Origin of the sequence: Roseburia intestinalis L1-82 (assembly GCF_900537995.1) — a bacterium.
GTDB lineage: Bacteria > Bacillota > Clostridia > Lachnospirales > Lachnospiraceae > Roseburia > Roseburia intestinalis.
This window is the reverse complement of record NZ_LR027880.1, coordinates 3,029,736-3,056,058: the sequence shown is the minus strand read 5'-3', so window position 1 is coordinate 3,056,058 and position 26,323 is coordinate 3,029,736. Positions and strand designations below refer to the sequence as shown.

Annotated in this window: 19 protein-coding genes and 1 pseudogene; 16 read left to right on the top strand and 4 right to left on the bottom strand. The window is 42.3% G+C overall.

All coding sequences use genetic code 11. The features are described from left to right. Positions 1–249: 249 nt before the first annotated feature. Together RIL182_RS14485 and RIL182_RS14480 are read left to right on the top strand one after the other, a co-directional pair. Positions 250–2,280 (top strand): ABC-F family ATP-binding cassette domain-containing protein, encoded by a 2,031-nt coding sequence (locus tag RIL182_RS14485; RefSeq protein WP_044998933.1) that lies wholly within the window; start codon positions 250–252, stop codon positions 2,278–2,280. Between the two features lie 10 nt (positions 2,281–2,290). Continuing rightward, complete coding sequence (locus tag RIL182_RS14480; RefSeq protein ID WP_006856866.1) at positions 2,291–3,202, top strand: hypothetical protein; 912 nt, start codon at positions 2,291–2,293, stop codon at positions 3,200–3,202. Here the strand turns inward: RIL182_RS14480 and RIL182_RS14475 are convergent. Further along, positions 3,199–4,800, bottom strand: coding sequence for a sensor domain-containing diguanylate cyclase (locus RIL182_RS14475; protein ID WP_006856867.1), 1,602 nt, complete (start codon positions 4,798–4,800; stop codon positions 3,199–3,201). The two genes, RIL182_RS14480 and RIL182_RS14475, sit on opposite strands and share 4 nt — an antisense overlap. A 270-nt stretch (positions 4,801–5,070) precedes the next feature. Here RIL182_RS14475 and RIL182_RS14470 point away from each other — a divergent pair, with 270 nt between their 5' ends. From RIL182_RS14470 to RIL182_RS14460, 3 genes are read left to right on the top strand one after another with little or no spacing between them, the layout of a single operon-like run. Next, positions 5,071–6,195 carry an MFS transporter gene (locus RIL182_RS14470; protein ID WP_006856922.1) on the top strand — a complete coding sequence of 375 codons (1,125 nt, stop codon included), beginning with the start codon at positions 5,071–5,073 and terminating at the stop codon, positions 6,193–6,195. A gap of 57 nt (positions 6,196–6,252) precedes the next feature. Then, positions 6,253–7,635, top strand: coding sequence for a sodium-dependent transporter (locus tag RIL182_RS14465; protein WP_330573271.1), 1,383 nt, complete (start codon positions 6,253–6,255; stop codon positions 7,633–7,635). A 16-nt stretch (positions 7,636–7,651) separates the two neighbouring features. Beyond that, positions 7,652–9,640 carry a RecQ family ATP-dependent DNA helicase gene (locus RIL182_RS14460; protein WP_044998935.1) on the top strand — a complete coding sequence of 663 codons (1,989 nt, stop codon included), beginning with the start codon at positions 7,652–7,654 and terminating at the stop codon, positions 9,638–9,640. On the opposite strand, the gene RIL182_RS14455 is transcribed toward RIL182_RS14460, so the two are convergent. Further along, positions 9,600–10,964: an MATE family efflux transporter gene (locus RIL182_RS14455; RefSeq protein WP_044998937.1), complete on the bottom strand. Its 1,365-nt coding sequence runs from the start codon at positions 10,962–10,964 to the stop codon at positions 9,600–9,602. The two genes, RIL182_RS14460 and RIL182_RS14455, sit on opposite strands and share 41 nt — an antisense overlap. 137 nt (positions 10,965–11,101) lie before the next feature. Between RIL182_RS14455 and RIL182_RS14450 the strand changes: the two genes are divergently transcribed. From RIL182_RS14450 to RIL182_RS14410, 8 genes are all read left to right on the top strand, one after another. After that, positions 11,102–11,971 (top strand): LysR family transcriptional regulator, encoded by an 870-nt coding sequence (locus RIL182_RS14450; protein WP_006856869.1) that lies wholly within the window; start codon positions 11,102–11,104, stop codon positions 11,969–11,971. A 1-nt stretch (position 11,972) separates the two neighbouring features. Further along, a complete protein-coding gene (locus RIL182_RS14445) occupies positions 11,973–12,239 on the top strand; it encodes an SGNH/GDSL hydrolase family protein (RefSeq protein WP_006856870.1) in 267 nt (88 codons plus the stop codon). A 260-nt stretch (positions 12,240–12,499) separates the two neighbouring features. After that, on the top strand, positions 12,500–16,300 hold the full coding sequence (locus RIL182_RS14440; protein WP_134523387.1) for an HAD-IA family hydrolase: 3,801 nt from the start codon (positions 12,500–12,502) through the stop codon (positions 16,298–16,300). Between the two features lie 253 nt (positions 16,301–16,553). After that, entirely contained in the window at positions 16,554–17,384 is an 831-nt protein-coding gene (locus RIL182_RS14435) for an AIM24 family protein (RefSeq protein ID WP_006859401.1), read from the top strand. A gap of 17 nt (positions 17,385–17,401) precedes the next feature. Continuing rightward, on the top strand, positions 17,402–17,662 hold the full coding sequence (locus tag RIL182_RS14430) for a DUF3990 domain-containing protein (RefSeq protein WP_006859400.1): 261 nt from the start codon (positions 17,402–17,404) through the stop codon (positions 17,660–17,662). Further along, complete coding sequence (locus tag RIL182_RS14425; RefSeq protein ID WP_006859399.1) at positions 17,622–18,059, top strand: hypothetical protein; 438 nt, start codon at positions 17,622–17,624, stop codon at positions 18,057–18,059. The genes RIL182_RS14430 and RIL182_RS14425 overlap by 41 nt, the downstream gene beginning before the upstream one ends. Before the next feature lie 375 nt (positions 18,060–18,434). Continuing rightward, the gene (locus RIL182_RS14415) at positions 18,435–18,878 is read left to right on the top strand and encodes a tyrosine-type recombinase/integrase (RefSeq protein ID WP_006859397.1); all 444 of its coding nucleotides are present in this window, start codon (positions 18,435–18,437) and stop codon (positions 18,876–18,878) included. Positions 18,879–18,902: 24 nt separating this feature from the next. Next, positions 18,903–19,181 carry a hypothetical protein gene (locus RIL182_RS14410; RefSeq protein ID WP_006859396.1) on the top strand — a complete coding sequence of 93 codons (279 nt, stop codon included), beginning with the start codon at positions 18,903–18,905 and terminating at the stop codon, positions 19,179–19,181. 171 nt (positions 19,182–19,352) lie between these two features. On the opposite strand, the pseudogene RIL182_RS14405 reads toward RIL182_RS14410, so the two are convergent. Then, a pseudogene (locus RIL182_RS14405) lies at positions 19,353–19,673 on the bottom strand (tyrosine-type recombinase/integrase); the annotation flags it as partial. Positions 19,674–19,984: 311 nt separating this feature from the next. Between RIL182_RS14405 and RIL182_RS14400 the strand changes: the two are divergent. Then, complete coding sequence (locus RIL182_RS14400; RefSeq protein WP_243128698.1) at positions 19,985–21,178, top strand: transposase; 1,194 nt, start codon at positions 19,985–19,987, stop codon at positions 21,176–21,178. 368 nt (positions 21,179–21,546) lie between these two features. Beyond that, entirely contained in the window at positions 21,547–22,311 is a 765-nt protein-coding gene (locus RIL182_RS14395; protein WP_015560288.1) for a class I SAM-dependent methyltransferase, read from the top strand. A gap of 65 nt (positions 22,312–22,376) precedes the next feature. Here RIL182_RS14395 and RIL182_RS14390 read toward each other — a convergent pair whose 3' ends face one another. Beyond that, positions 22,377–22,754 carry a TnpV protein gene (locus tag RIL182_RS14390; RefSeq protein WP_006859135.1) on the bottom strand — a complete coding sequence of 126 codons (378 nt, stop codon included), beginning with the start codon at positions 22,752–22,754 and terminating at the stop codon, positions 22,377–22,379. 712 nt (positions 22,755–23,466) lie between these two features. On the opposite strand from RIL182_RS14390, the gene RIL182_RS14385 reads away from it, so the two are divergent. Continuing rightward, the gene (locus RIL182_RS14385) at positions 23,467–26,175 is read left to right on the top strand and encodes a M64 family metallopeptidase (protein WP_044999545.1); all 2,709 of its coding nucleotides are present in this window, start codon (positions 23,467–23,469) and stop codon (positions 26,173–26,175) included. Positions 26,176–26,323: the final 148 nt, after the last annotated feature.

Below are 26,323 nucleotides of genomic sequence, written 5' to 3'. Positions count from 1 at the left end.
CAACAAAAAATGTCTGGGATGTATGTATGATGATGGTCTTTTGATTGGTTTTGTGATGCTGGGCTATGGGAAGACCGGCCATGAAGATGATCCTGAAATAGCAGAGAATAACTACTGCCTGTGCCTCACTTTGAATTGACGGAGTACTGGGCAAATGAATTACTTCGGCTGGTGTTAGAAGGTAGGTAGTCTATCAAAGATAGAGGAGTTAGTGTAAAAGTAAGATTTTACGCAGGAATGGAGATAAATATGAGATATAAGATCAGTCATGCCCTCGTGCAGTTTGGCGGAGATGTGATCTTACGTGATGTCAATTTTGAGGTGCATGATAAAGAAAAAATCGCCATTGTAGGACGAAACGGCTGTGGAAAGACCACGCTGCTGCGTCTGATCGCGGGCGATATTTCGATGAATAATTTAGACAGCGATGAAGAATGTGGTATTACGATGGCAGGAAAACAGGAGATTGGTTTCCTGCGTCAGGTTAATTTTACGGAAAAAGATGTGACCGTGGAAGAGGAAATCAAGAAAGTATTTGAGCCGGTGTTTGCGTGTGAAAAGCGGATGAGGGAACTTGAAAATGAGATGAAAACTTCCGCGGACAAACAGCTTTTGCGCGAATATGACAACTTACAAAGCCGTATGGAGGCAATGCGGGGATATTCGTGGCAGCAGGATATGGAGACTATGTTTCAGCGGTTCGGGGTTGCGTTAGAAGATCTGAAACGCCCGATCGGAAGTTTTTCCGGTGGACAGCAGACGAAAGTGGCATTTATCAAACTGCTGTTAAAACGTCCGGATATCATGCTGCTCGATGAGCCGACCAACCATCTGGATCTTCCGACAATCGAGTGGTTAGAAGGATATTTAAAGACTTATGATAAGGCGGTCATCATTGTTTCACATGACCGTATGTTTTTAGACAAAGTGATCGATGTGACCTACGAGATCGAATATCATGAGATCAAGCGTTATACCGGCAATTACACGGCATTTATGAAGCAAAAAGAAGAGGCACTGATCAAACAGGAAAAAGACTATGAGGAGCAGCAAAAGGAGATCAAACGTCTGACGGACTGGATCGAAAAATGGAAAAATACGCCGACGAAAGTGGCGGCGACACGTTCAAAGCGCATGGCGATCGAACACATGGTAAAAATCGAAAAGCCGAGACATTTTGATACGAAAGCATTTCATGCGAGATATGTACCGCGCATGGAAAGCTACACGAATGTGATTCATGCCAAAAATCTTGAGATCGGTTACGATACCGTCTTAAGTAAAGTCTCATTTCTGCTTCAAAAGAAAGACAGACTTGCAATCATTGGGGAGAACGGTAAAGGAAAATCCACACTTTTGAAAACCTTAGTCGGCGAACTGCCTGCGTTAGGTGGTGAATTTTCATTTGGACAAAATGTAGAATGGAGTTATTTTGACCAGCAGAAAGCAGTGCAGGAGCATTTCCGGGAAGATCAGACCGTGCTTGAAAATTTCTGGGAGGAATATCCTTCCTATATGAGGGAGGAAGTCCGCAGTGCACTGGGGGGATTTTTATTTTCCGGAGAAGATGTAGAAAAGAAGATGGGACAGCTTTCCGGCGGAGAAAAAGTCCGTCTCGCACTCTGTAAAATGCTGCAGACCAAACCGAATCTTTTGATCTTAGATGAGCCGACGAACCATATGGATATTGTTGGAAAAGAGGCGTTAGAACAGATGTTAAGAGAGTACGAGGGAACAGTACTTTTCGTCTCACATGACCGTTATTTTATCAGCAGGATCGCAACCGGGATTTTGGAGTTTTCCGAGAGTGGTGTGAAACAATATACCATGAGCTATGAGGAGTATCTTGCAGAAAAACAAAAAGAGATAGAGATTTCCGGAAAAGGGCGAGGAATGTCACAGAGTGCGAGGTATGTGTCAGGAAATGATACACAAAATTCTGTGGGGAATGAGAAACACAATCAGCATCAGAGTGGCATAAAAACAGACGCAGATGTTCCTACTTTAACGGATGTGTTTGACAAAAAAACTTATTACAATCCGGGCAAAATCCGTTCAAGACTGCATCACCAGTTAGAAAAATATGAAAAAATGTTAGAGGAGAGCGAAGAAAAACTTGCTGAAATAAAAATGCAGTTCATGGATCCGGAGCTTGCCAGTGACTATCCGAAGCTGATGGAACTGCAGAATGCACTTGACGCAGAGGAAAAGAACCAGGAGAGTCTGTTAGAGCGGATGCTTGAGACGGAGACAGAACTTGCAGAATTTGAGGAGGATTGAGAATACAGACATGAATCAATTAAAAAAGAACACAGCATACTACCATCTTCCGGGTTTGTTTGAGTTTTATGAATTGTACCATGTGTTTCTGCCATTATTCCGGGAACACAGAGAATACTTTTACGACTGGTGTGAGATAGGCTCTGTCTATGGTGCTCCGTCAGATTGTATCTGGGGTGGAGGCCGTACTTCGTTCGGGGATCACGATCCGCAGGAGGTTTTTGCGTTGATGCAGGAATACGGAATCTCAGCGCGGCTTACATTCAGCAATTCCCTGCTTGGGCAGGAACATCTTTGGGATAAGAAATGCAATCATCTCTGCACTTTATTTGAGAAAAGTGAGGGTGTCAGAAATGGTGTCATTATCTATTCGGACCTGTTGCTGGAATATCTGAAAAAAAATTATCCGGGATTTTATTTTGTTTCCTCCACCACCAAGGTTCTGACGGATTTTGAGCAGTTCGTAAGGGAAGTAAACAGGGAAGAGTTTCTTTATGTCGTACCGGATTTCCGGTTGAATAAGGTTTTTGATAAATTAAGTACATTGACAGGGGCACAGAAAGACAAAGTGGAATTCTTATGTAATGAATGCTGCTGGTTTGGCTGCGGGGACAGGAAAATCTGTTATGAAGCTGTCAGCCGCAAAAACCTTGGAGAAAATGGTCCGGATCACCGCTGTGCAGCTGCGGATGCAGGGAATGGCTATCGTTTTTCGAAGGCAATGGAAAATCCCGGGTTTATTGGAGTGGATGATATGAAAAACAGCTATCTGCCGATGGGATTTTCCAATTTTAAAATCGAAGGCAGGGGACTTGGCAGCGCCCTGATTCTGGAGTTTCTGCTCTATTATATGACAAAACCTGAGTATCAGCTGCAGGTCAGAGAGGAGATATATCTGGATAATATGCTGGATCTTTTTTAAATAAGTCCCTTTAACACTTTCTTGTTATGGTACATCATCTCATCTGCACGTTCACGCACTTTTTCTATGTCGGCATCATCCGGTGTGGCTAACGCATATCCGCATGCGATTCCAACTTCGGTTGGAATGATATTTTTATTATTGAGTATCGCAATATCCTGCTGCATCTTTTGGATAAAACGTTCTATCTGGAATTCTGCCGCATCCGGGATGAGGCAGCAGAATTCGTCGCCTCCGATACGGTAACATTTGCCAAACCGATCAAAAGTGGTTTCTATGATATGTGCAGAATGAATGATATAGGCATCCCCCGAACTGTGACCGTAGTTGTCGTTGCACATCTTGAGATTGTTAAGATCAAACGTTACCACCATATAATTTTTAATATTCTTTTCATTATATATAAAGTAGTCATAGGCATTTCTGTTGTAAAATCCTGTCATGGAATCATTCAGTGCAAATTGTTCGAGTTCCTCTATCCTGCGCCCTTTTTTCAAACTGGCGACAGCCTGTCTTGCGGACTCTAAACCGAGGATTATAATAAATACAAGGAAAGATAATCTTCCCCAAATTCCGGAATTATTTCCTGTTTTGTAATAACCGGCAATATCCACAATAGTTGCAATGACGACGAAGGCAAGAGCTGCCATGCAGACTTTCAGTCTCTGGTCAGCCTGTTTTTTTATAATTTTATATATGATAACTGTGATCAGATAAATCAGCACTATACAAATGGAAAGGTGAGTGATCCAGACGCTTCTTCGAAACTCATAGAATCCGGTAAAGTGCAGCAAGCTGCAGACAACTGTCTGAAGCATACACAGATTGCAGAAGATCTTCCAGATTTTATCATCATTGATCTCAAGGAAGCTCTTTACAAACATCAAAAATGGGATAGGCATTATCGTCAGAAACATAAAAGCAGCAAAAGCAGATGATCTTCTGTTTAGGAGCATCAGAGAACAAACATCTGTCTCATTGGTGGCCCAGAGTCCAAGCAATATGGAGAATATCCCCAGATAAAAAAGAGTTCCGTCTATATGGCTGCTGTTGTGAATAAACACCCAGTAACACGTGATAAAAAAACCGGCTAACAGAATAAATACACTCGCTATAAAAGTGGGCATAGACTGACGCAATATGCCTGTATAGATTTCATTTCCGGTTCCTATATAATATTGTTCAATTTGACCGGCTGTTTCCGGATAACAGGGTTTCAGCCTGACTATGACTGTTTCTGTATATGCCGGCAGTTTTACAAAATTCCAGACATTTCCTGTTGTATGCCCCCATATTCCACCGGAATCATCCAAATTGTATATTACGTTGTTTTTAGTAAAAACGGTCACATGCTGATGTGAGGTAAAAAATACAAGTGAGCCTCTGCTGTTTTCATTGCGGTTAATGTTAAAACTAAGCAGTACCATTCCATCATCCAGGTATTGTATTTTGTCAGGCTGACGTGCTTTGAGTTTGCTTACAGAGGCTGCATCCTGATTTGTAAATATGGTACAAAGCAGGAGCATGATAAATAATGTCAAAATTACGCCTGTCAACATTTGCTGTGCGTTTTTTTCTTTATTTTGTCTTAAGTTCATCTATGATCAGATCTCCACAAATAATATTTTTACTTTATTTTACCATGTTATGGGATAATATTCTATAATATTGCGTGGATTTTTGATGGCGTTCAAGATATAATAAGACTGCCGGGCGAAGCTCGTGTAGATCATGATCATGAAGCATTGCTTCAAGATATAATAAGACTGCCGGGCGAAGCGAGTCAAGATACTTGTATAAGTGGCAAACGGCGAATTGGATAAATAAAGGAGCAAAAAATGTACACACTATTATTACTGTTAATTTACATGGCATTTATAAGTCTTGGCTTACCGGACTCTCTGCTTGGTTCGGCATGGCCGATCATGCATGAGGCATTTTCGGTGCCGCTGTCCTATGCGGGACTGGTCACAATGATCATCTCTGCAGGGACGATCTGTTCAAGTTTAATGTCGGAACGCCTGACAAAGAAATTTGGAACACAGATCGTTACGGTATGCAGTGTCCTGTTAACGGCAGCTGCCTTGTTTGGTTTTTCGACGTCGAGCGCATTTTACATGTTGTGCCTGTGGGCGATTCCGTATGGACTTGGCGCAGGAGCTATCGATGTGGCACTCAATAACTATGTTGCATTGCATTATTCATCAAAACATATGAGCTGGCTGCATTGTTTCTGGGGCGTGGGAACAATCATCAGCCCGTACATAATGAGCTATGCACTGACCACCTCATCCTGGCAGAACGGTTACCGCATGGTATCTTTTCTTCAGATGGGGATCACAATGATTCTGTTTGTGACACTTCCGGTCTGGAAAGTCAACAAAACGGCAGAACAGCAGGAAGAGCAGCACGAGGTGATTGGAATACGCGGTGCAGTGAAGATCAAAGGCGTACCACAGCTCTTGCTTGGATTTTTCTCTTACTGTGCATTGGAATCTACACTGATCCTCTGGTCAAGCAGTTATCTGGTCGGTGCAAAAGGTATCTCTGCGGAGCGTGCGGCGGCATATGCGGCATTGTTCTGCAGCGGTATCACGCTCGGAAGATTTTTGGCAGGATTTGTGACGGAAAAATTAGGTGATCATAAGATGATCAGGCTTGGCACAACTATTTTACTGGCTGGCTGTGCTGCAGTACTTCTGCCGATTCCGTCTGACACGGCAGCTCTGGCAGGACTTGTCGTGATGGGGATTGGATGTGCACCGGTCTACCCATCGATCATTCACGCAACACCGGCAAATTTTGGAGAGAAAAATTCCCAGGCAATCATCGGTATCCAGATGGCGAGTGCTTATGTCGGCTCTACATTTATGCCGCCGGTTTTTGGACTGATCGCAAATCATATTTCCATCACACTGCTGCCGGTCTATGTGCTGATTTTCATTGTGTTAATGTTTTTCATGGTGGAAAAGACATTCCGGCTGGTGCGGTAATAGAGAAGAAAACAAAAAATGAAGGGAGACTGTTTCACAAACCGTGAACAAAAAGATATGAGCAATTTACACACACACGACAACAAAAGAAGTTCTTTTTCCGGGAAACTGGGTTATGTACTGTCCGCCGCAGGTGCGTCCGTAGGACTTGGAAATATCTGGAGATTTCCATATCTGGCGGCAAAATACGGTGGAGGGATTTTTCTTCTGATCTATATTTTACTGGCACTGACGTTTGGATATACGATGATCATGGCTGAGTCGGCACTTGGACGCATGACAAGGAAAAGTCCGGTGGGAGCGTTTCAGGCATTTGGAAAAGCCGGATGGCTGTCAGCCGGTGGATGGATCAATGCGATCATCCCGGTATTGATCGTGCCGTATTATTCCGTGATCGGCGGCTGGGTGATCAAATACCTGATCGAGTATATCAGGGGAAATGGAAAAATGCTGGCGGCAGACGGATATTTTTCGGAGTTTATCTCAGATGGAGTATCCACGGAACTCTGTTTTATCCTGTTCTGTCTGTTCACTCTGACGATCATTTACGCAGGGGTGCGAAACGGAATCGAACGTGTATCGAAATTTATGATGCCGATACTGATCGTGTTATCCGTCCTGATTGCGGTGTATTCCGTGACAAGACCGGGCGCCATGGAGGGAGTAAAATATTTTCTTGTGCCAAATGTGAAAAACTTTTCCTGGATGACGGTGGTAGCGGCGATGGGACAGATGTTTTATTCGCTGTCGATTGCAATGGGAATCCTCATTACCTTTGGATCCTATATGAAAAAAGAAACATCACTGGAAGATTCCACAAGAAATGTGGAAGTGTTTGACACGGCGATTGCTATTATGGCGGGACTGATGATCATTCCGGCGGTGTTCTCATTTTCGGGCGGCGACCCGGATACTCTGCAGGCGGGACCGGCATTGATGTTTATTACGATTCCAAAAGTGTTTGAGAATATGGGATTTGGGACAGTAGTTGGAATCCTATTTTTCCTGCTAGTACTGTTTGCAGCAGTAACAAGTTCTATCGCATTGACTGAGAGCGCGGTTTCTACCTTTGAGGATGAGCTGGGATGGAGCAGAAGAAGAGCAACGGTTTTAGTCGGAGTGATCATGATCGCGCTTGGAAGTTTATCTTCACTGGGATATGGACCGTTAGTAGGCATTAAAATTATCGGCATGCAGTTTTTGGATTTCTTTGATTTTCTGACGAACTCTGTGATGATGCCGATTGCGGCAATGCTCACAAGCCTGTTTGTATCGAGAATCGTCGGAATGAAGCGGATGGAAGAGGAGATCATGCACGGAGAGAGCACATTCCGCAGGAAAAAGATTTTTATTGTGATGATCAAATATCTGTGCCCGGTCTTTGCACTGATCATACTGATCAGTTCCGTGGCAAATGCATTTGGCTGGATAGCAATGTAAAAAGGAGAAACAAATTTTGAATTTATATCAGACACTCAAACACTATTTTGGATACGACACCCTCCGGCCTGGTCAGCAGGACTTGATGGAAGGCATCTTAAATGGCAGCGACGTCCTCGGCATCATGCCGACCGGCGCCGGAAAATCACTCTGTTATCAGGTTCCGGCACTGATGCTGCCCGGTATCACGATCGTGATCTCACCGCTCATCTCCTTGATGTCTGACCAGGTCAAGGCACTGAACCAGGCAGGCGTACATGCGGCATACATCAACAGCTCACTGACGGAAAATCAGATCCGGGCGGCGCTTTTGTATGCGGCACAGGGACAGTACAAGATCATCTACGTCGCGCCGGAGCGGTTAAATACCATGCGTTTTTTAGATTTTGCATGCCGGGCAGACATTTCGATGGTGACAGTGGATGAGGCACACTGTATTTCCCAGTGGGGACAGGATTTCAGGCCAAGCTATTTAGAGATTGCAGATTTTCTTGCAAGACTGCCGAGACGCCCTGTGGTCAGCGCATTTACAGCGACAGCGACCGAGCGTGTCAAACAGGATATCACGGGAAGTCTGCACCTGCAGAATCCGGTGACTGTCGTGACCGGATTTGACCGGCCGAATCTTTTCTTCCGTGTCGTAAAGCGAAAAGGTGGAAAAGAGACGGACAACAGTATTTTAAATTATGTCAAAAGGCATGAGGATGAGAGCGGGATCATCTACTGTGCGACAAAAAAGAATGTGGATAGTGTCTGTGAACTTTTATTGCAGCACGGCATTCTGGCAGGGCGGTACCATGCGGGGCTTTCTTTGGAAGAACGGAAAGAGAGTCAGGATGATTTTACCTATGACAGGATCCGTGTGATGGTTGCAACCAACGCATTTGGAATGGGGATCGACAAATCCAATGTGCGTTATGTTCTCCATTATAATATGCCGCAAAGCCTTGAATATTATTACCAGGAGGCGGGAAGAGCCGGGCGCGACGGGGAGGAAGCGGAGTGTGTGCTTTTCTTTTCCAAACAGGATATCATGATCAACAAACGGCTGCTTGACTATAAGGCATCAGAGGGCGGTTATACGGCAGGAGATCCGGCAGTCCGGGCAAATGAACAGCGGAAACTGAATCAGATGATTCACTACTGTGAGACAGATGAGTGTCTGCGCCAGTATATCCTGAACTATTTTGGGGATCACAGTCCGTGCATCTGTGAAAAATGCAGTAACTGTGTTGTGACAGAGGACGAGGCGGAGGAAAATTATATCGAGACCGGACGTGCAAAGAAAAAGACAGCAGAACTTGCAGATTTAACGGAAGAAGGGCAGGAGCTGTTTGAGAAACTGCGCAAATGCCGGTCAGAACTTGCTGCAAAACAGGGTGTGCCGCCGTTTATCATCTGTTCCGATAAGACGTTGAAAGATATGTGTGCCAGATGTCCGGCAGATAAAACACAGATGGCGGATGTATACGGAATGGGTGCACAGAAGATTGCAAGCTACGGGGAAAGTTTTACAGAGATCATCCGGATGTTTTTACAGACACATGAAGTAAAAAATATGACGACAGGAAAGACAGAAGGAGCTGCGACAGTAGAGACTGTGTCGAAAGCTCCGGCGAGAAAAAAGAAACAGCCGTTTTATATTGCACCGGAAAAACTAGATCAGGTAACGTTATCCGATGCCTGCATGGTATCGGAACTGACCGACCGGATCAATGCGCTCTGTGAGGAAAAAGACCGCAAAAAGCTGACGGCTGCTTTTGTCAATGATCTGCTCGTACAAAAAGGCTATTTGAAGGAAGAGGAACAGGACGAAACCCGCATCAGACGTGTGACCGAAAAAGGCATTGCAGCGGGAATATGCGAAGAGGAAAGACGGTCAAAATTTGGCGGCGGGCATTATTATGCACTGATCCACACGAGGGAGAGTCAGGAAATGATCGTGGCGGAGCTGAAAGCATATTTTACTGATTTTCCATCCGGTTCAGTTCCGGCAGAACCGTAAACAGCATTGTGATAAAACACAGACTGCCACCGATCACATTTGATACGGGTTCTGCAAGAAATACGCCGTCCGTTCCCATGTGGAAAGTGTATGGCAGAAGATAGGTCAGCGGTACAACGATAAACACCTTGCGCAGCAGGGAAAAGAAGATCGCCTGTTTCCGTTTGTTTAAAGATTTGAAAACAGTCTGACCGATATACTGCAGATCCATAAAGATAAATGCAGCAAAATACAGTTTTAATGCGGGAACGGCATCTGCTGACAGTGCTGTATCCGAACTGAAAACACTAATTAAATATTCCGGGGCGAGAATGATCACGCTCCACATGAGGCCGGTATAGACGAGCGCCATAAGAGCCATCGTGATGCCGGCTTTTTTGACGCGCGCGGGGCGGAGGGCACCATAGTTGTAGCTTATGATTGGGGAGGAACCTTCCGTGATCGCATAGATCGGAGTTTCCACCATCTGGCGGACACTTGAGACAATTGTCATGACAGAGACGTACACATCGCCACCGGTGACGGAGAGTACATGATTGCAGCAGATGGAGACGAGACTGTTGGCGAGCTGCATGATAAAACCGGATGTACCGAGGCTGATGATACTTTTCGCGAGAGGAATGCAGGAGGAAAGTTCATTTTTTCGAAGCAGGCGGACTTTGATCTCCGCTTTGCGGCGCAGAAAATGAAACACAAACAGTGCAGATAAAATCTGTGACAATACAGTGGCGGCCGCTGCACCGTTTACGCCCAGATGGAAGGTAAAAATAAAGAGCGGATCCAGGAGAATGTTTGCGATTGCACCGATTGCCACGGAAAACATCCCGGTTGTGGAATAACCCTGTGCATTGATAAAAGGGTTCATGCCGGTAGCAATCATGGATGGAAGTGTACCGAGCAGATACAGCATCATATAAGGTCTGGCAAAAGTCAGAGCATTTTTTGAGGCACCAAAAAGAATGAGAAGCGGTTTTGCAAAGAGAAGACCGGTTCCCATCAGGAGGAGTGCACTGGCACATACCATGGAAAAAGAGGTATTTAAGATCCTGTTTGCCTGTTCTTTATCACCTTTTCCACGGTTGATCGAAAAAAGCGGTGCGCCGCCGCTCCCGAACAGATTGCTGCAAGCCGTGATGATCATAATAAGCGGAAAACAAAGTCCGACAGCACCAAGCGCTGTGGTCCCGATATTCGGGATACGACCAATATAAATGCGGTCTACAATGTTATAGAGCAGACTTAAAATCTGAGCTGCAAGCATAGGGAGGGCAGCGCTTAATATATTTTCAGTTACGGTTCCGTTTTCAAAATCAATGCGTTTCATGGTAATCCTCATTTTTGTGAAAAATTTAATTCTTGAAAACCAGTATAGCATAAATTATAATATATAAAAAATATTTATTTTATATCATAAAACAATATTTTTTATATATACTGACAAAAACAGGAGAAGAGGGAAACATGGAAATCAGACAGTTGGAATATTTTCGTGCAGTGGTGGAAGAGGGAACGGTGAGTGGTGCTGCGAAAGTTCTTAAAATGACACAGCCACCGGTCAGTTATCAGATGAAAATGCTTGAAGAAGAACTTAATGTACAGCTTTTTTTTCGTGGAACAAAGAAAATTACATTGACAGAAGCTGGAAAGGTGTTGTATGCAAGGTCTGGCAGCATTTTAAAAATGTTAGATGTTACAAAGCGTGAGGTGGTCAAGGCAAGCCAGTCTGCAACGATACATATTGGTATTACACCATCTACGGTTCTGATGATGTCAGAATATATTGAGAGGTTTTCAAAACAATATCCGGGGATTCATTTTGATATTCATGAGGGATCGACATTCAATTTAAAAGAACAATTAGAAAAGCACATGATAGATATCACAACACTGCGTACGCCGATCACGCTGAACGGTTGTAAGACAAAGAGGCTGATTCGGGAAAAACTGGCTGCCGTGGCAGCAGATGGATATGAGGGAATAGAGGGATTCAGGAAAAAGGATGGATCACAGATTAGTTTGAGAGAATTGTCAAAGGAACATCTGATATTATCACACCGGTATCGGAATTATATTATTTCAGCGTTTGAGGCTGTTGGACTGACCTGCGATATCTATTATGAATGTGAGGATGCAAGAACAGCGATGACAATTGCAGAAAAAGGGATTGGAGTGGCAATTTTGCCAGAGTCCATGCGTGTGTCTGACTCGATGAGTGTTTATGGCATTACGGACGCTGATCTTACAACCGAGATATTGTTAGCATGGCGCGAGGAACGTTTGCCGGCAGAAGTGGAAGCATTTATTAAGGAAATGGAATTCGAGGAGGATTAACATGACGAAAGAAGAAAAAATTGCACGTTACAGTAAATTGAATCAGGAAGTGGTACCGGGGAAAAATGCGATGGCAAATAAGGCAGTGCAGGAGCTTGCGGAAAGACATCATGCAAAATATATAGATATCAATGATCCGTTAAAAGACCGGGATGGAAATCTAAAAGCAGAGTATACGATTGAGGGAATGCATATCAAGGAAGAAGGCTACCGTGCGATCTTTGATCTGTTTATGGGGTATGCAAAAGAGCCACGATGGAACGTCTGAAATATAGTTTGTCTTGTATGCAGGTCATAAAGATACATAGTCTTTTGCTTCCTCTGTGACAGTTTCGTATGCGAAAAGAATCATTTTCAAAAGATTTTGGCTCTGCCATCCGTCAGAATGTATCAGCCATTCGAAATAGCGTTGTCGTGTGAAAATAAATGTGTTAAAATATTCTAATTCACGACAATAGTTCTGTCTGGGATTTATGTAGCCGGTTGTTGTATAATTGAGGTAATGGTTCGGGATAGAAGAGGAAAAACATGAATATAAAAAAGATAAAAGCAGTAATTTTTGACATGGACGGCACATTGATCGATACGGAAAAATATTACCGCATGTTCTGGCCAAAGGCATTAGCGCATTTTGGATATGAGATGACGGACGAGCAGGCACTTACCATGCGGTCACTCGGACAGCCGTATGCACCACAGCATTTAAAAGAAATGTTTCATGATCCGGATCTGGATTATATTGCGATCCGAAACTACCGCAAACAGATTATGGGAGAATATCTGGAGAAAAACGGAATTGAAATCAAAAAAGGTGCAATCGAACTTCTTGATTATTTAAAGGCACAGGGTATTCGCCGTGCAATCGCGACGGCGACAGATCAGGTGCGTACGGAACAGTATTTAAAGCAGCTTGGTCTTTACGGTTATTTTGATCAGATCATCTGTGCAACGATGGTGGAACATGGAAAGCCTTCACCGGATATCTATCAGTATGCATGCAGACAGCTTGCGCTTTTGCCGGAGGAATGTATCGCAGTTGAGGATTCCCCAAACGGTGTATGCAGTGCTTATGGTGCAGGCTGTAATGTTGTGATGGTGCCGGATCAGACCGAACCGGATGAGGCATTGCGTGGGAAGCTGGCAGCGAGGGTGGATTCGTTAGATGAGATCATAAAGCTGTTTAAGAAATTCCCTGGTCTGACAAAGGAAGACGAGGAGCATCAGCTCAGTAAAATCATAGAGATTGCGCAGGATAATTTAGATCATGCGAAAGAAGATATCCGGAAGATCAATGAAGATCTTGCCGATCTCCTCGAAGTCTACGATGCAAAGGATAAGGAAGGACTGGCACTCTGGAACAATGCAACCGCGCGGTTAAAGGAGGATGAACGGGAACTGGTGCGCTATGAAAAGGCGCGTAAGAAGCCGTATTTTGGGCGCATTGATTTCAGGGATCCAAAGGCGAAAGCGGATGAGGCTTATTATATTGGAAGAGTCGGCATCACGGACAGCAGCTCTGATCCGGTCGTGCTCGACTGGCGGGCACCGATTGCATCAGTATACTATGAGAGCAGGATGGGAACATGCCAGTATACCGTGAGCTCTGAGGGGACATTTGAGATTGATCTGAAACGCAAGCGCACTTACGAGATTGAAAATGACCGGTTAAAAGATTTCTTTGATTCGGATGTGGTCGCCAACGATGAACTGCTGACAAAATACCTTGCCAAAAATAAAAAGGCAGTTTTGGGCGAGATCATTGCGACGATCCAGAAAGAGCAGAACCTCATTATCCGCCGTTCGCCGAAAACGAACATCATTGTGCAGGGTGTCGCCGGTTCCGGAAAAACGACAGTGGCGATGCACCGTATTTCCTATATTCTATATAATTATAAAGATGATTTCCGCCCGGAGGACTTTTATATTATAGGAAGCAACCGGATTCTTTTGAATTATATCACAAGTGTTCTGCCGGAACTTGATGTGTATGGAATCCGTCAGATGACGATGGAGCAGCTTTTCATCCGCCTTTTGTATGAGGATTGGGACGAGACGCGGTTTTCTTACCACAATATCGACAAGACAGATGCAAAAAACAGCATCAAGGGCGGCACGGCGTGGTTTCTGGATTTAGAAAAATTCTGCCAGAACTATGAGAATCAGTCGATCGCAAAAGAAGACATTTATATGGAAAAGACTGGAAATCTCCTGTTATCAAAGGAGCAGATCGGACGTTATTTAAAAAATAATCCGAAAGTTTCCATGCAGAGCAAGATACTCATGTTAAATGAGATTTTGTATGCAAAATATGAAAATGAGGTTTCCGGGAAGTCCGTGACTTTTCCGCCAAAAGAGAAAAAGATTTTAGACAAAAAATACGCGTCTTATTTTGGGGATGGAAAATGGAGAGAATCTGTATTTACTTTTTACAGAGAATTTTTACTTGCGCAGCAGGAGGCAGGAAAAGAAGTCGATGTGCCGGAAAACTCGTTTGATGTCTATGATCTTGCGGCGCTTGCATATATTTACAAGAGGATCAAAGAGACGGATCCGGTGCGTGAGGCGAGCCATGTAGTGATTGATGAGGCGCAGGACTTTGGCATGATGTCATACAGATGCCTGCATTACTGTCTGTATGGCTGTACTTACACGATCATGGGTGATACATCCCAGAATATTCATTTTGAGTATGGTTTAAACGACTGGGAAGAGTTGAAAAAACTGATTTTGACCGGGATCTTCGATGCGTTTGGACTTCTTAGGAAAAGTTACCGCAACACGGTGGAGATTTCAGAGTATGCAAACGAGATCCTGCGCCATGGAGACTTTTCCATTTATCCGGTAGAGCCGATTATCCGTCACGGAAATCCGGTGCAGACGGTGGCATGTCCGGATGAAAATAAATTGCTGGCAGATACCGTCACCACGATCAAAAAATGGCAGCAGGACGGTTATGAGACGATCGCTGTGATCTGTCGTGATGAGGCGGAAGCGGCACAGGTTGCGGAAGAACTAAAGAAATATGTAAAAATTGTAGAAACAGATCTGGAAAAAGCCGAGTTCGGGGATGGCGTCATGGTGCTTCCTGTCTCCTACACGAAAGGACTTGAATTTGATGCTGTGCTGCTGTTTGATCCGACGCAGGAAAAATACCCGTCGGATAACGGGCATGTCAAACTTCTGTATGTGGCTGCGACCCGCGCACTGCATGAACTTGTGGTTTTGTACCGTGGAAAACTGACCGGGATCCTTGCCGACAAAGTCCAGGAAGGAAAACATATGAAAGAGTTTGCGGCAGAAACCTTGACAAAAGCAGCGGAATTTGAACGGGTGCAGCACACGGAAAAAGAGATCGAACAGCAGCGCAGGATCGAGGGCGCAAAGGATATGGCAGAGCGCGAGTATATCGGTCCGAAGCGCATTGTCATTAAACCGCAGGGGAAAGAAAATGAGGCTGAGGCAAGAGGAAAAACATTGACAGGGCAGAAAATGGCATCTGCCTATAAGAGAGCTGTGGCAGCGCCAGTCAGAAAAGCAGCAGACAGCGCTGGAAAAAACGAAGAAAACCATACGGAGGAAATCATCCTGTCTCCGTACGAATTTGGCGCGATCCCGGACAATGCGATCCTCCGTGTTAAAGGCCATTCCCGAAACAATTTTGCCATCAAATGGATCAAAAAGACAAAAAGCTATGTGGAACTTTCCAGTATGTACGGACTTTTACGCATCACACCGATCACACCGGAGGTGATCCGGGTCAGTTTCGTGAAGGGTGTCACGGAAAAAATTGGCGATACAGCATGGAAAGGAAAGGCGGATACAGCATTTTCATGGAGTGCAAAGGAATCCAAAACGCTGGTGGAAATTGCAACGGAAAAAGTTACCGTGCGCATTGCAAAAAATAATGGAGCGGTCTGTTTTTACAATGAGAAAAAGCAACTGTTGCTTGCGGAAAAAGCGGAGGAGCCAAGGTTTCAGGAAGGCAGATGTAACTGGATATTTTTTGACTGGGAAAAGTCCGAACATTTGAAAGCAAAGGGACTGCTTGCTGCTGATTTTATGGATGTGACAGCAAAAGCAAAATATATTTCCCATGGAGGAAAAAAGTTAAGAATGCCGCTTGTAATATCGGAAAAGGGATACGGGCTTGCCGTAGCATCAAAAGGAACCGTGCTGTTTTGTGGGATACGGACTTTTGGACCTTATATCATGGCAGAGGGGAGTCAGAGCGATTATTATTTTATCAGCGAAAAGAACCGTGAAAAATTGGTTGAGATCTACCAGAGAACATTGACTTTACGCTACTGTTCACAGGCAGGCATTTTCTGAACTGAAAATGCCGTATGATACAGTGGTGGCAGCAGATTTTGCCGATTTGGAATGCGAAGCATCGGCAAAATCCGTTACTGGAACGAGGTACGAGTGAACAGTAACGACTTTACAACTGAAGATTTAAACATGATACGGATATTGATTGAATCAGAAAAGCGGTTTGTTTTATAATGGAGCGGATAAGAAAGAATAGGAGATCAGTGTGCAAAACTTGTTTTCATTAGAAAGCAGCGCAGGAAAGGGAGTTTAAATGAATATAAAAAATTTAGAAAACAACGCAAGAAAATATGTGAGCAGTCTTGGAAATTTTCATGTATTAGAGTATCAGTCAGACGCCTCCGTTGCGCCGGAAAATGCGAGAAATGAGTACTTTATGAGTAAAATGGGTGTCCGCAGACGCCAGATCGTTATTGAACTAAACGGAAAAGAGTCTGCCATTATCCAGGCGGGCAGCATGCAGTGGATGGCAGGTCATGTGAAAGCAACCACAGGGATCAAGGGAGTCGGTGATTTTGTCGGCAAGATGGTCAAAGGTGCGATCACAAAGGAGACAGCAGTCAAACCGGAATACGTCGGCAACGGCATTCTGGTGTTAGAACCTACCTATAAATATCTGATCTTAGTGGATGTCGGATCCTGGGGTGAAAAGGGCATGACGATTGAGGATGGCATATTTTATGCCTGTTCCGGAACCGTAAAAAATAAGCTGACGGCGCGGAAAACAATCTCATCGACCGTGCTTGGCAAAGAAGGATTTTTCAACTTAAGTCTGGTCGGGGAAGGTGTCGCAGCATTGGAGAGTAACGTGCCGTATGAAGAACTGATTGAGGTGGAACTTGACAATGATGAATTAAAAATTGACGGAAATCTTGCAGTCTGCTGGTCCTCTGGTCTGGAATTTACTGTGGAGAGATCGACGAAAACGCTTGTGGGTTCGGCAGTCAGCGGTGAAGGATTCGTCAATGTGTACCGCGGAACCGGAAAAGTGCTCATGAGCCCGGTCGCACCGACGGCGTCACTCTATGAGGCAACACATACGGTGGAGGCAAAGCCGGGAGTGGAGATGCATGAGGCGGAGTAGAAGAAAGAGTAGACATTATGGCGAAAAGGACAGTTTATCATGGTGGTTATACACCCGTTGAAGACCCGGAAATCTGCGTAGGACGCAACATAAAAGATTTTGGCGTTGGTTTTTATTGCACGATCATAAAAGAACAGGCGCAGAGATGGGCAAGACGCTATGATGCAAAAATTGTGTCGATTTATGACGTGCGTTTAAATCAGGATTTAAACATCAAAGAATTTCGCGAGATGACAGATGAATGGCTGGATTTTATTTTTTGTATGTGGTCTGATTGATTATATTGCAAGAAAAACAAAAAATAAGAGAGCTGATATTGTAAACTGGCTTGGTAAAGACTGGCTGCAGAAAATCTATGATCTGGCAGATGTTTATCATTGTGACAATATTGACAGGGTATGCGAAGATTTTATAGAAGAAGCGAAAATCCCGGATGGAACATTTGATAATGTAGCGGATTGCAGATATGCGATTCCTTCGCATTGGGATATTGCAAAAGTATACAAACGTTTGATCAAACAGGTGGCACAGGAAAAACAAATTGGTATCGTGGATGCGCTGATAAAAGTATATAATTCTTTTCTCAGTGCAAAGATTGATGATTATAACAGCAGCCTTTATTATGAAAATCCATCTTATTTGCTGGAGTGCTACTTGGAAAATACAATTCTATAAATTAAATTTGGATAGTAACGTCGATCTGAAGAAAACGCTAGAATAAAATGAGCAAATTATATATAAAGGATATTTTATTCGTTAGCATTAAAACTTATTCCTGAATTAGTTGAGATAGCAGATGTAATGCATATCTATGATAATACGTCTGTTCCATATAGAATTTTTAAGAAGAGAAAAACAGAATATTTTGTATGGGCAAATGATAATTGGGATGAAGAAGCAATAAAAAAATTAGTTGGCTTAAAATGATGTAGAACCTATGTGATTTTTAAAATTGCATAGGTTTGTTTTATAAAATTGTAAAACGAAAAAATAAAATTTTGACAGTTATGTTGGGGCAGGATGTTGGTATGAAAGGAATAGAGTACCAACATGGATGAAAAATTAGTATGCATATTAAATGAAATGGCAGATTTTTTGAGCATTGCACAGACGAAAAAATTACAGGAAGTGCTGCTTAAAAATTTATCCAGTGAAGCACCGCAGAGAGAGCAGACATCTAATGAAACATATTTAAATATTAATAGCTGTCATGACGATAATCCTGCATTATTTACAACTTTAGATGCTCCATATGACAGATTAAAAATCAGCGGTGTGGAAATCCGGGTTCGTGAGCTTGGCAGAAAAATAAGCATGGAGAGAATACATCCGCACAAGTTCCGGCGAACGATGGCAACGAGGGCGATTGATAAGGGAATGCCGATAGAACAGGTACAGAAAATTTTGGGACATTCTCAGATAGACACGACAATGCAGTATGCAATCGTAAACCAGAATAATGTGAAAGCGTCGCATCGAAAGTATATTGCATAGACTTGTGAATGAAGGAAAGTTTAGATGAAAAACTGGATTGAAACTTACCAATTAGAAAATGGCGATTTTGATATTTCGGATGTGAATAAAGAATTAGTGAGCCAGATCCCGTCAGTAATACAGATGGGGAAAGTATATCAGCGATTGATTGTTGATACGGCTCTTTGGAATGAAAATTATGTTGATGAAATATATAGGGTTTATAATAGTGATATTTGTGATATAATAGATAATTATAATTGTAGCGCATATTATGAACCATCCTATATTATTGCCAGAGCATATCAAAAGGGTGGGTTTTAAGGGAATAAATAAGGCTTTTTATCTTACAATCTGATCCCATAAATTCGGATTTATCTAATCAATCCTCCGAAACCCTTGTATTTTCAAGGAAAATCAGCAATTTAATACTCGTTCCTTATGTATTTTCCCTTGTTTTTGCCCTTATGAGCCGAAACAAGGGAAATTTTTTGTTTAGGCTTCCCCGACCACCTTATCAAGCAGTCTTGCGGAAGTTCGTTTCGCTTCCCTTTTAGAGTGAGCGTAGATGTTCATTGTGGTACTTACGTCAGCGTGTCCAAGCAGTTCCTGCACATCCTTTGGTGCTGCACCATTGGAGAGCAGATTACTGGTGAATGTGTGTCTCGGCATATGAAAATGGAAATCTTCAAATCCTTCCAGCTTCTTTTTTGCCGACCTTGTCATAACACCAACTGTACTCGGTGACTCGTATGCTCCGTCAGATCTCAGGCAGACAAAGGATATTTCCTTGTACCCGTCGGGTACTTCCTCTGTTCTCGGAATGCACCGCAGGGCAACCTGCCTTGCGGTCTTACATAGACAAATTTGACTGAAAACCAATGGCAAGAATTATGTTTTGAAATATATCACTTTCAGAGATTTCGCTTTAAAAAATAAAAGCCCCTGTTCTGCCTGTGAATTCCAGGCAAAGCAGGGGATATCAATTTTGGGTATCAAATTACTGTTTTTTTCTGTATAATCACTCAAAAAGGACACCTTTTATTGTATAATTATGTTATGGAACAAAACATACGAAAGAAGGTGTCCTGAATGAAAAATTAGCATTGAAGAAACTGCTAACTTATATGAAGAGTGTATATAAAATCCCGCAAAAAATCAAGTGTTTAACGGACGAAAGAAAAAGAAAATCTATTCCATTGTTTAACATTGTCATGCCGGTACTGCTTTTTCTGATGCTGCAGTATGAAAGTTTCCATACCATTTTTTCAGCCCCTGAAAGCATGTCGAAAAGACTGAAAAACTGTATCAGTGGAAGGATTCCAAAAGTTGATGCAGTCCGCGACCTTCTCTCCAGAATAAACCCGGATGAAATACGCAGCATACATGAAGAAATGATTGATATCATAAAACGTAACCGGGTATTCCGGGAAGGAACGATAGGCGGATATGTTGTGGCAGGTCTCGATGGTGTGGAATTATTCAGCAGTACAAAAAAATCCTGTCCGAACTGTCTGAGCCGAAAAAAACACACAGGGGAAACCGAATACTTTTACCGGAGTGTGGTGTGCATGATTATAGGTAAATCGCCACACGTAATTCTGGGGCAGGAAATGTTAAAACCAAGGGATGGTTCTGGGAAAGACGAAGGAGAACTGACAGGCGGAAAAAGGTTGATTGAGCGGCTGAAGAAACGGCATGGACATTTTGCGGATGTGATTGTGGCGGATGCGTTATATCTGAATGCTCCATTTATCAACACTCTGAAGGAAAATGGTCTGGAAGGGGTGATACGCCTGAAAGACGAAAGAAGAATGATTTTTCAGGATGCAGAGCGTCTGTTCAAACAGGATGAGGGAAAAAAGGCATCTTTCTGGAAAGGGAAAAAGAAGATTGAAGTATGGGATCTTTCTGGTTTTAAGATGGAAGGGTGTCCATATAAACTGCGTGTGGTGCGGTATCATGAGCAGTGGGAAGAAAATGGAAAAGAAACAGAGCGTTTCATGTGGCTTGTAACGACTCTGGAAGCGGCAGACTACCGAGTCTTATGGGAAATGATGCACCGCAGGTGGGACATTGAGGAGAATGGTTTCCATCAATTGAAAACGTATTACCACGCAAAGCACTGTTACTGTCGAGATGCGGTTGAAACCATATTTAATCTGATAATCATAGGCTTTAATGTAAGAGAGTTATATTTGTACCGAAGAAGCCGGAACTTTGCAGGAAGTGGTATAAGCCGAAAGAGCATAAACCGGATTTTTTGCGATGAGCTGCTAACAGAAAAAGTGAAACAGATTTTATGTGAAAAAGGCGGATAGAAAATCAGCAGAAAAAATATATAGGGAAAAAGCAGGGGGAATTTTGCGCGTATTGACCAGGAACGAAGGGTAACCGCAGATGGAATGCTGATAACTGGATTATTTATAAAAATGCATAGATAAAAAAGTTAAAAGCGAAATCCCTGTATCACTTTAAGGATACTTTCTTTTTTGTTCAAAAAGTGATATACTGAACAAAGCAATTCGAAAGGCGGTGAACTCACACAATGAGACTTATTCGAGGTAACTACTCGGTGCAGTTGTAAATCTGGCAACAGATTGTATCGAGCTTATTTTATGATGTTGTCAGTTGGCTGCGCCTATAATTGATGTACAAAACAAAAATATTCAAAATAGGAGTAGTTACGATGAAAGAAAAAGAATTGATAGACATTTGGAAAAGAGAAGAAAGTGTTGCACATATCCACGGATGGGATTTTTCTCACATCGAGGGAAAATATACGGAAGAAACGGACTTGCCTTGGAATTATCAAAACATCATACTGGATTACTTAAAACCAGAAATGAAACTGCTGGATATAGATACTGGTGGTGGTGAATTCTTGTTATCTCTCCGCCATCCTTATGTAAAAACAAGTGCAACCGAAGCCTATCCCCCAAATATTCAGCTGTGCAAAGAAACCTTGCTCCCTCTCGGAATTGATTTTCGTGCAGGTGATGGAAAGGATATGTTGCCATTTGATGATTATGAATTTGATATTGTCATTAATCGTCACGGTGATTTTAATACCAAAGAAATACATCGTGTTTTGAAATGTGGAGGAATTTTTATCACTGAACAGGTTGGGGCTGAAAATGACCGTGAATTAGTGGAACTTCTCTTAGGGAAAACTGAACTTCCATTTCCAGAACAGTATCTTGATATAGTTAAAAAACGATTTTGTGATGTAGGTTTTGACATTTTGGATGGACAGGAATGCTTCAGACCAATCAAATTTTTTGATATAGGTGCACTTGTTTGGTTTGCGCATATTATAGAGTGGGAATTTCCTAATTTCTCTGTAGATAATTGCAAGAACAGATTACTGTATGCACAACAAATTTTAGAGAAAAATGGTTGTATTGAAGGAAAAATTCATCGTTTTTTATTGGTACTACGCAAGGCGAAATAAAAATTGACTATAAAAAAACAAGGGCGAAGATGTGTAGAAGCATCTTCGCCCTCGTATCATTAATCCTATGAAAAAATTATTTCGTTATTCACAATCTCTCTTGCACAAGCCTGTATGTTATTCATCAATCCTATCCATTCCATAGGCTGTTTTGCTTTTAACTGTTCTGTCACACCCTGCTTTTGAGCCATTTCTTCAATCAATCTGTGGAACATTTGCTCCGCCTGTTGGTTAATATCTGCAAGATAGCGGTTCAGTGTTCCCTCAATCAACATTGTGGTGTAAACGATGTGCCTATGCTCTTTTAGGTACTGCTTGTGGTGTTGCCCCCATAAGCCGATAGGCTGTGTTTCTTCTTCGGAAAGTATCAGACAAGGGATATAATAATCTTCCTGCAATTCATACCATAAGCCGTTGATTTCATCAAAAATGTACTTGTCCATATAATAAATCCTCCAGTATAATATATTCGCACATATGCCACAGTTCTCAGATTGCCACATTCTGTTATATCTTGTTATCAGATTTTCTTGCCCTTGTGTTTGCCCTTATCAGCTTCCAAGGGAAGAATAAAACAGTGTGAAACCGTATAATAAGTTAAGGTGAGCATTTTGCGATAAACCCTTTATTTTCAAGGCTTTTGGAGGATTTTATTAAAACCCTGTGAGGGTTAATAACCACTTATAAAATTGTGGTTTTCAAATTCAAGTTTATCGACGAAATGAGCATAATTAAAAATAGAATATATGTTTGACATAAAAGCGGTGGAATGTTAATATAATATCAAAAGGTGCTGCCGATAGACGGTTAGCCCAGTAGATAATTGGTAAAAAATAACCGCTTGGTCTGGCAGGACATGGGGCGGTTATTTTTGTGTTTTGTCATTGCTCTTAGAACCAACGGTATAACCAAGATTAAAACAGGTAATGCATAAGCTGATAATGGCTATAAAAAGTTCCGTTGTAAGCATAAGAAAATCCTCCTTTTGCAGATTAATATGGATTCGGCAAGAAGGATTATGAGTATTGTGGACGGCATCAAGCGCAATTCCGAGGAAACTGCGTGAAAAATCTGATAGCGAAGAAAAATCTCATTCAACAAAAGGTGAAGTATATGAAAAGAAAAATAAAACGAATACAAGCAGTATGTATCTATATGATGTTATTATTATTGTTGCTTTTGCCACAAACAGCAATGGCAAAAAATACAGAAAAATCCAAAACCACATTTCCGGTTCAGGTAATTCATAAGACTGGTGATGATAAAGAAAACTTTGTGATCGTGATCATGGGAGATGGCTATACCGCCGGTCAGCAGGATCAGTTTTTGGAAGATGCCACCCAAAAGGCGCGTGGAATGCTGACATGGTCACCATATAGGGAATATTCTGACCGTATTAATATTTACGCTGTGCAGGCAGTTTCTAACGAGCCAGGCATTGGAGTGTATGGCGGTAAGAGTCCGGATACATATTTTCATGTCAAAGTATATGGAAAGGCAGCCGGATTTACCAATGGCGGGGATGAAAGGGCGAAAGCGTTAAGAACGGAACTGGAAGAAAATTATCTGGATGAAGGTGCAAATGTTGGAACGATTCATATACTTTGTAATGATACAGGAAGCTATGGTGCATCAGTAAATCCATTATTTTCTTTTTCTACAAATTCTGAGGATAATAGTGATGGAACAGCCATGGCTCATGAAATCGCCCATAGTATAGGTAGACTGGGAGATGAATATGAGAGATACACCAATAAACCAAATACTTCCGATACAGCGAATCCAGATACGATCAAGTGGAGTAAAATGTTAGGATTTCGTGGAATCGGAATCACTACCGCCGGAACGGATACCGCATTTGCGCCCAGCCGTGAATGTATGATGAGAAGGCTTGGACAGCCGTTTTGCGAGGTCTGCAAGATGGAACTGGCAAGAAAACTCAATAATACGGATTATGTCAGCAGACCGGCAGCTCTTTATATCAGTGATCCGGAAGTTTCCATTGCTCACAGCAAAACGGCGACACTTGACAGGGATAGTGAGAAATACAGGATTACCGAGTCTAACATTACGAAAGCCAATGATGATGATTTAGAATTTCGCACGGTAGTGCAAAATATGGTAAATAAAGAACAACATCTTAAGATGAGTTTTCGCATTATTGGTGCAGATGGCATAACTGTAAAATATAGTGAAGAACAAGAATTTACCATTCCTGCCCTTACAAATTCATATAACCCGGATGCTGCAAGAGAGTCTCTTTCCATTGTACTTCATGATGTGTATGGTCTGACAAAAGGTGACAGACTGGATGGAAAAATTGTGGACATGGATACGCAGGAAGTTTTAGCTACCGATAAAACAGCGAATCAGGCATGGAGCACGGTAAATATTCATTACCAGTTAAAGTCAGAAGATGGAACAAAACAAAATATTCCGAATACAGAAACATCCATTGTATATGTACCGCAAAACTCTACATATACCTTAAGAAATCCGGAATTAGCCGGTTATACCTGTATTGGAAACAGTCTGGATCAGGATAAGGTAAAGATCACGGAAAGCAGCATGGATATTACTTATTATTATCAGGAGAAAAATGATTCCATGGAGGATAAGGATCCTGCAGAGTGTACGGTAAACCCGGTTATAGTACCTTATGATTCGAATCCCCATACATTTGATATTACGCCAGGAAAAGGTGTGGAGCTTCGTTATAGTATGAATGCGGACGGTCCTTATACGATCGAAGAACTTCCTGCCTATACGGATGCAGGAAAATATACCATTTATTTTGAGGCATCTTCTGATTCTGCAAAATCCTGTTATGGAGAGGCAACTTTGGAAATTACAAAAGCGGTTACAGAATTAAATCTTCTTGCAACACCAGAGGGATTAGAGGGCGCTGGCAGCGTAACACTTAAAGTTTTAAAACAGGGAATCAGCGCAGATGAACCGGTGGATATTACTTGCAATGATTCCAGCATTACACTGGTTAAGAAGGAAAATGATCAGTGGACGGTATCGCTTCCGAACAAGACAAAGACGTATCTATTTACTGCCAGATATAACGGTAATGCAAACTATGCGGGGAGTAAAGCTGCCTGTCAGGTTACTGTGAAAGAAAAGAAGTCACAAACTGGGGGAGGGACATTGATTCCCCCGGAAAAACCGACACCAGAAGAACCAACCCCGGAGAAACCGGCACCAGAAGAACCGACCCCGGAGAAACCGGCACCGGAGAAACCAACACCAGAAAAACCGGCACCAGAGAAGCCGAATCCGGGAGAAACAGAAGTGGTTCCAAATGTAACACCTGTGCCAGAACTTGAAAGCAAGACAGATAAAACAATAAAGAATAAGACCGTCACAATAAAATGTAAATCCAGGAAAGGGAAAAAACAGGTTTTAAAACTTGATAAATCAACGATTAATTACCTTATCAAAAAAGAGGCAAAAGCACTGCAATTGGAATTTGGAAATGTTGCAGTTATCATGGACCGCAATGCCTTAAAAGAAATAAAAAAACAGATGAATTCAGATGTGTATTTTCATGTTAAGAAATTAGATAAACGCATTCTTTCTTCAAAGGCAGGTAAAATTGTCAAAAAACGTCCAATGTATGAAATTTCGGTTACAGGTGCAAAGAAAAAAACGTTAGGAAAATTGAAAAAGGGAAAGGTTACCGTAAAGATCCATTATAAGATTTCTAAGAAAGAAAAAAAGAAAGATCTTTTTGCATACACCATCAGCAAAAAAGGAAATGTCAAAAAGATTTCAAAATCTTATTATGATTCTAAGAAACAGACAGTGAACTTTACAACAAAGAGCTTTTCTAAATTTGCAGTGGGCGGTCGTTTGTGAGAGTGATAAAAAGTTCCTGAATCAAAAAATACAGGAAAATGCCTAAATTGCGGGAATTGCAACCATCAGTTGACAGATTGACAGGCACATTTGGTAGCCTGCAACCGGTCAAAATGGGTATGATGGAGGCGTAACAAAGATCACATCA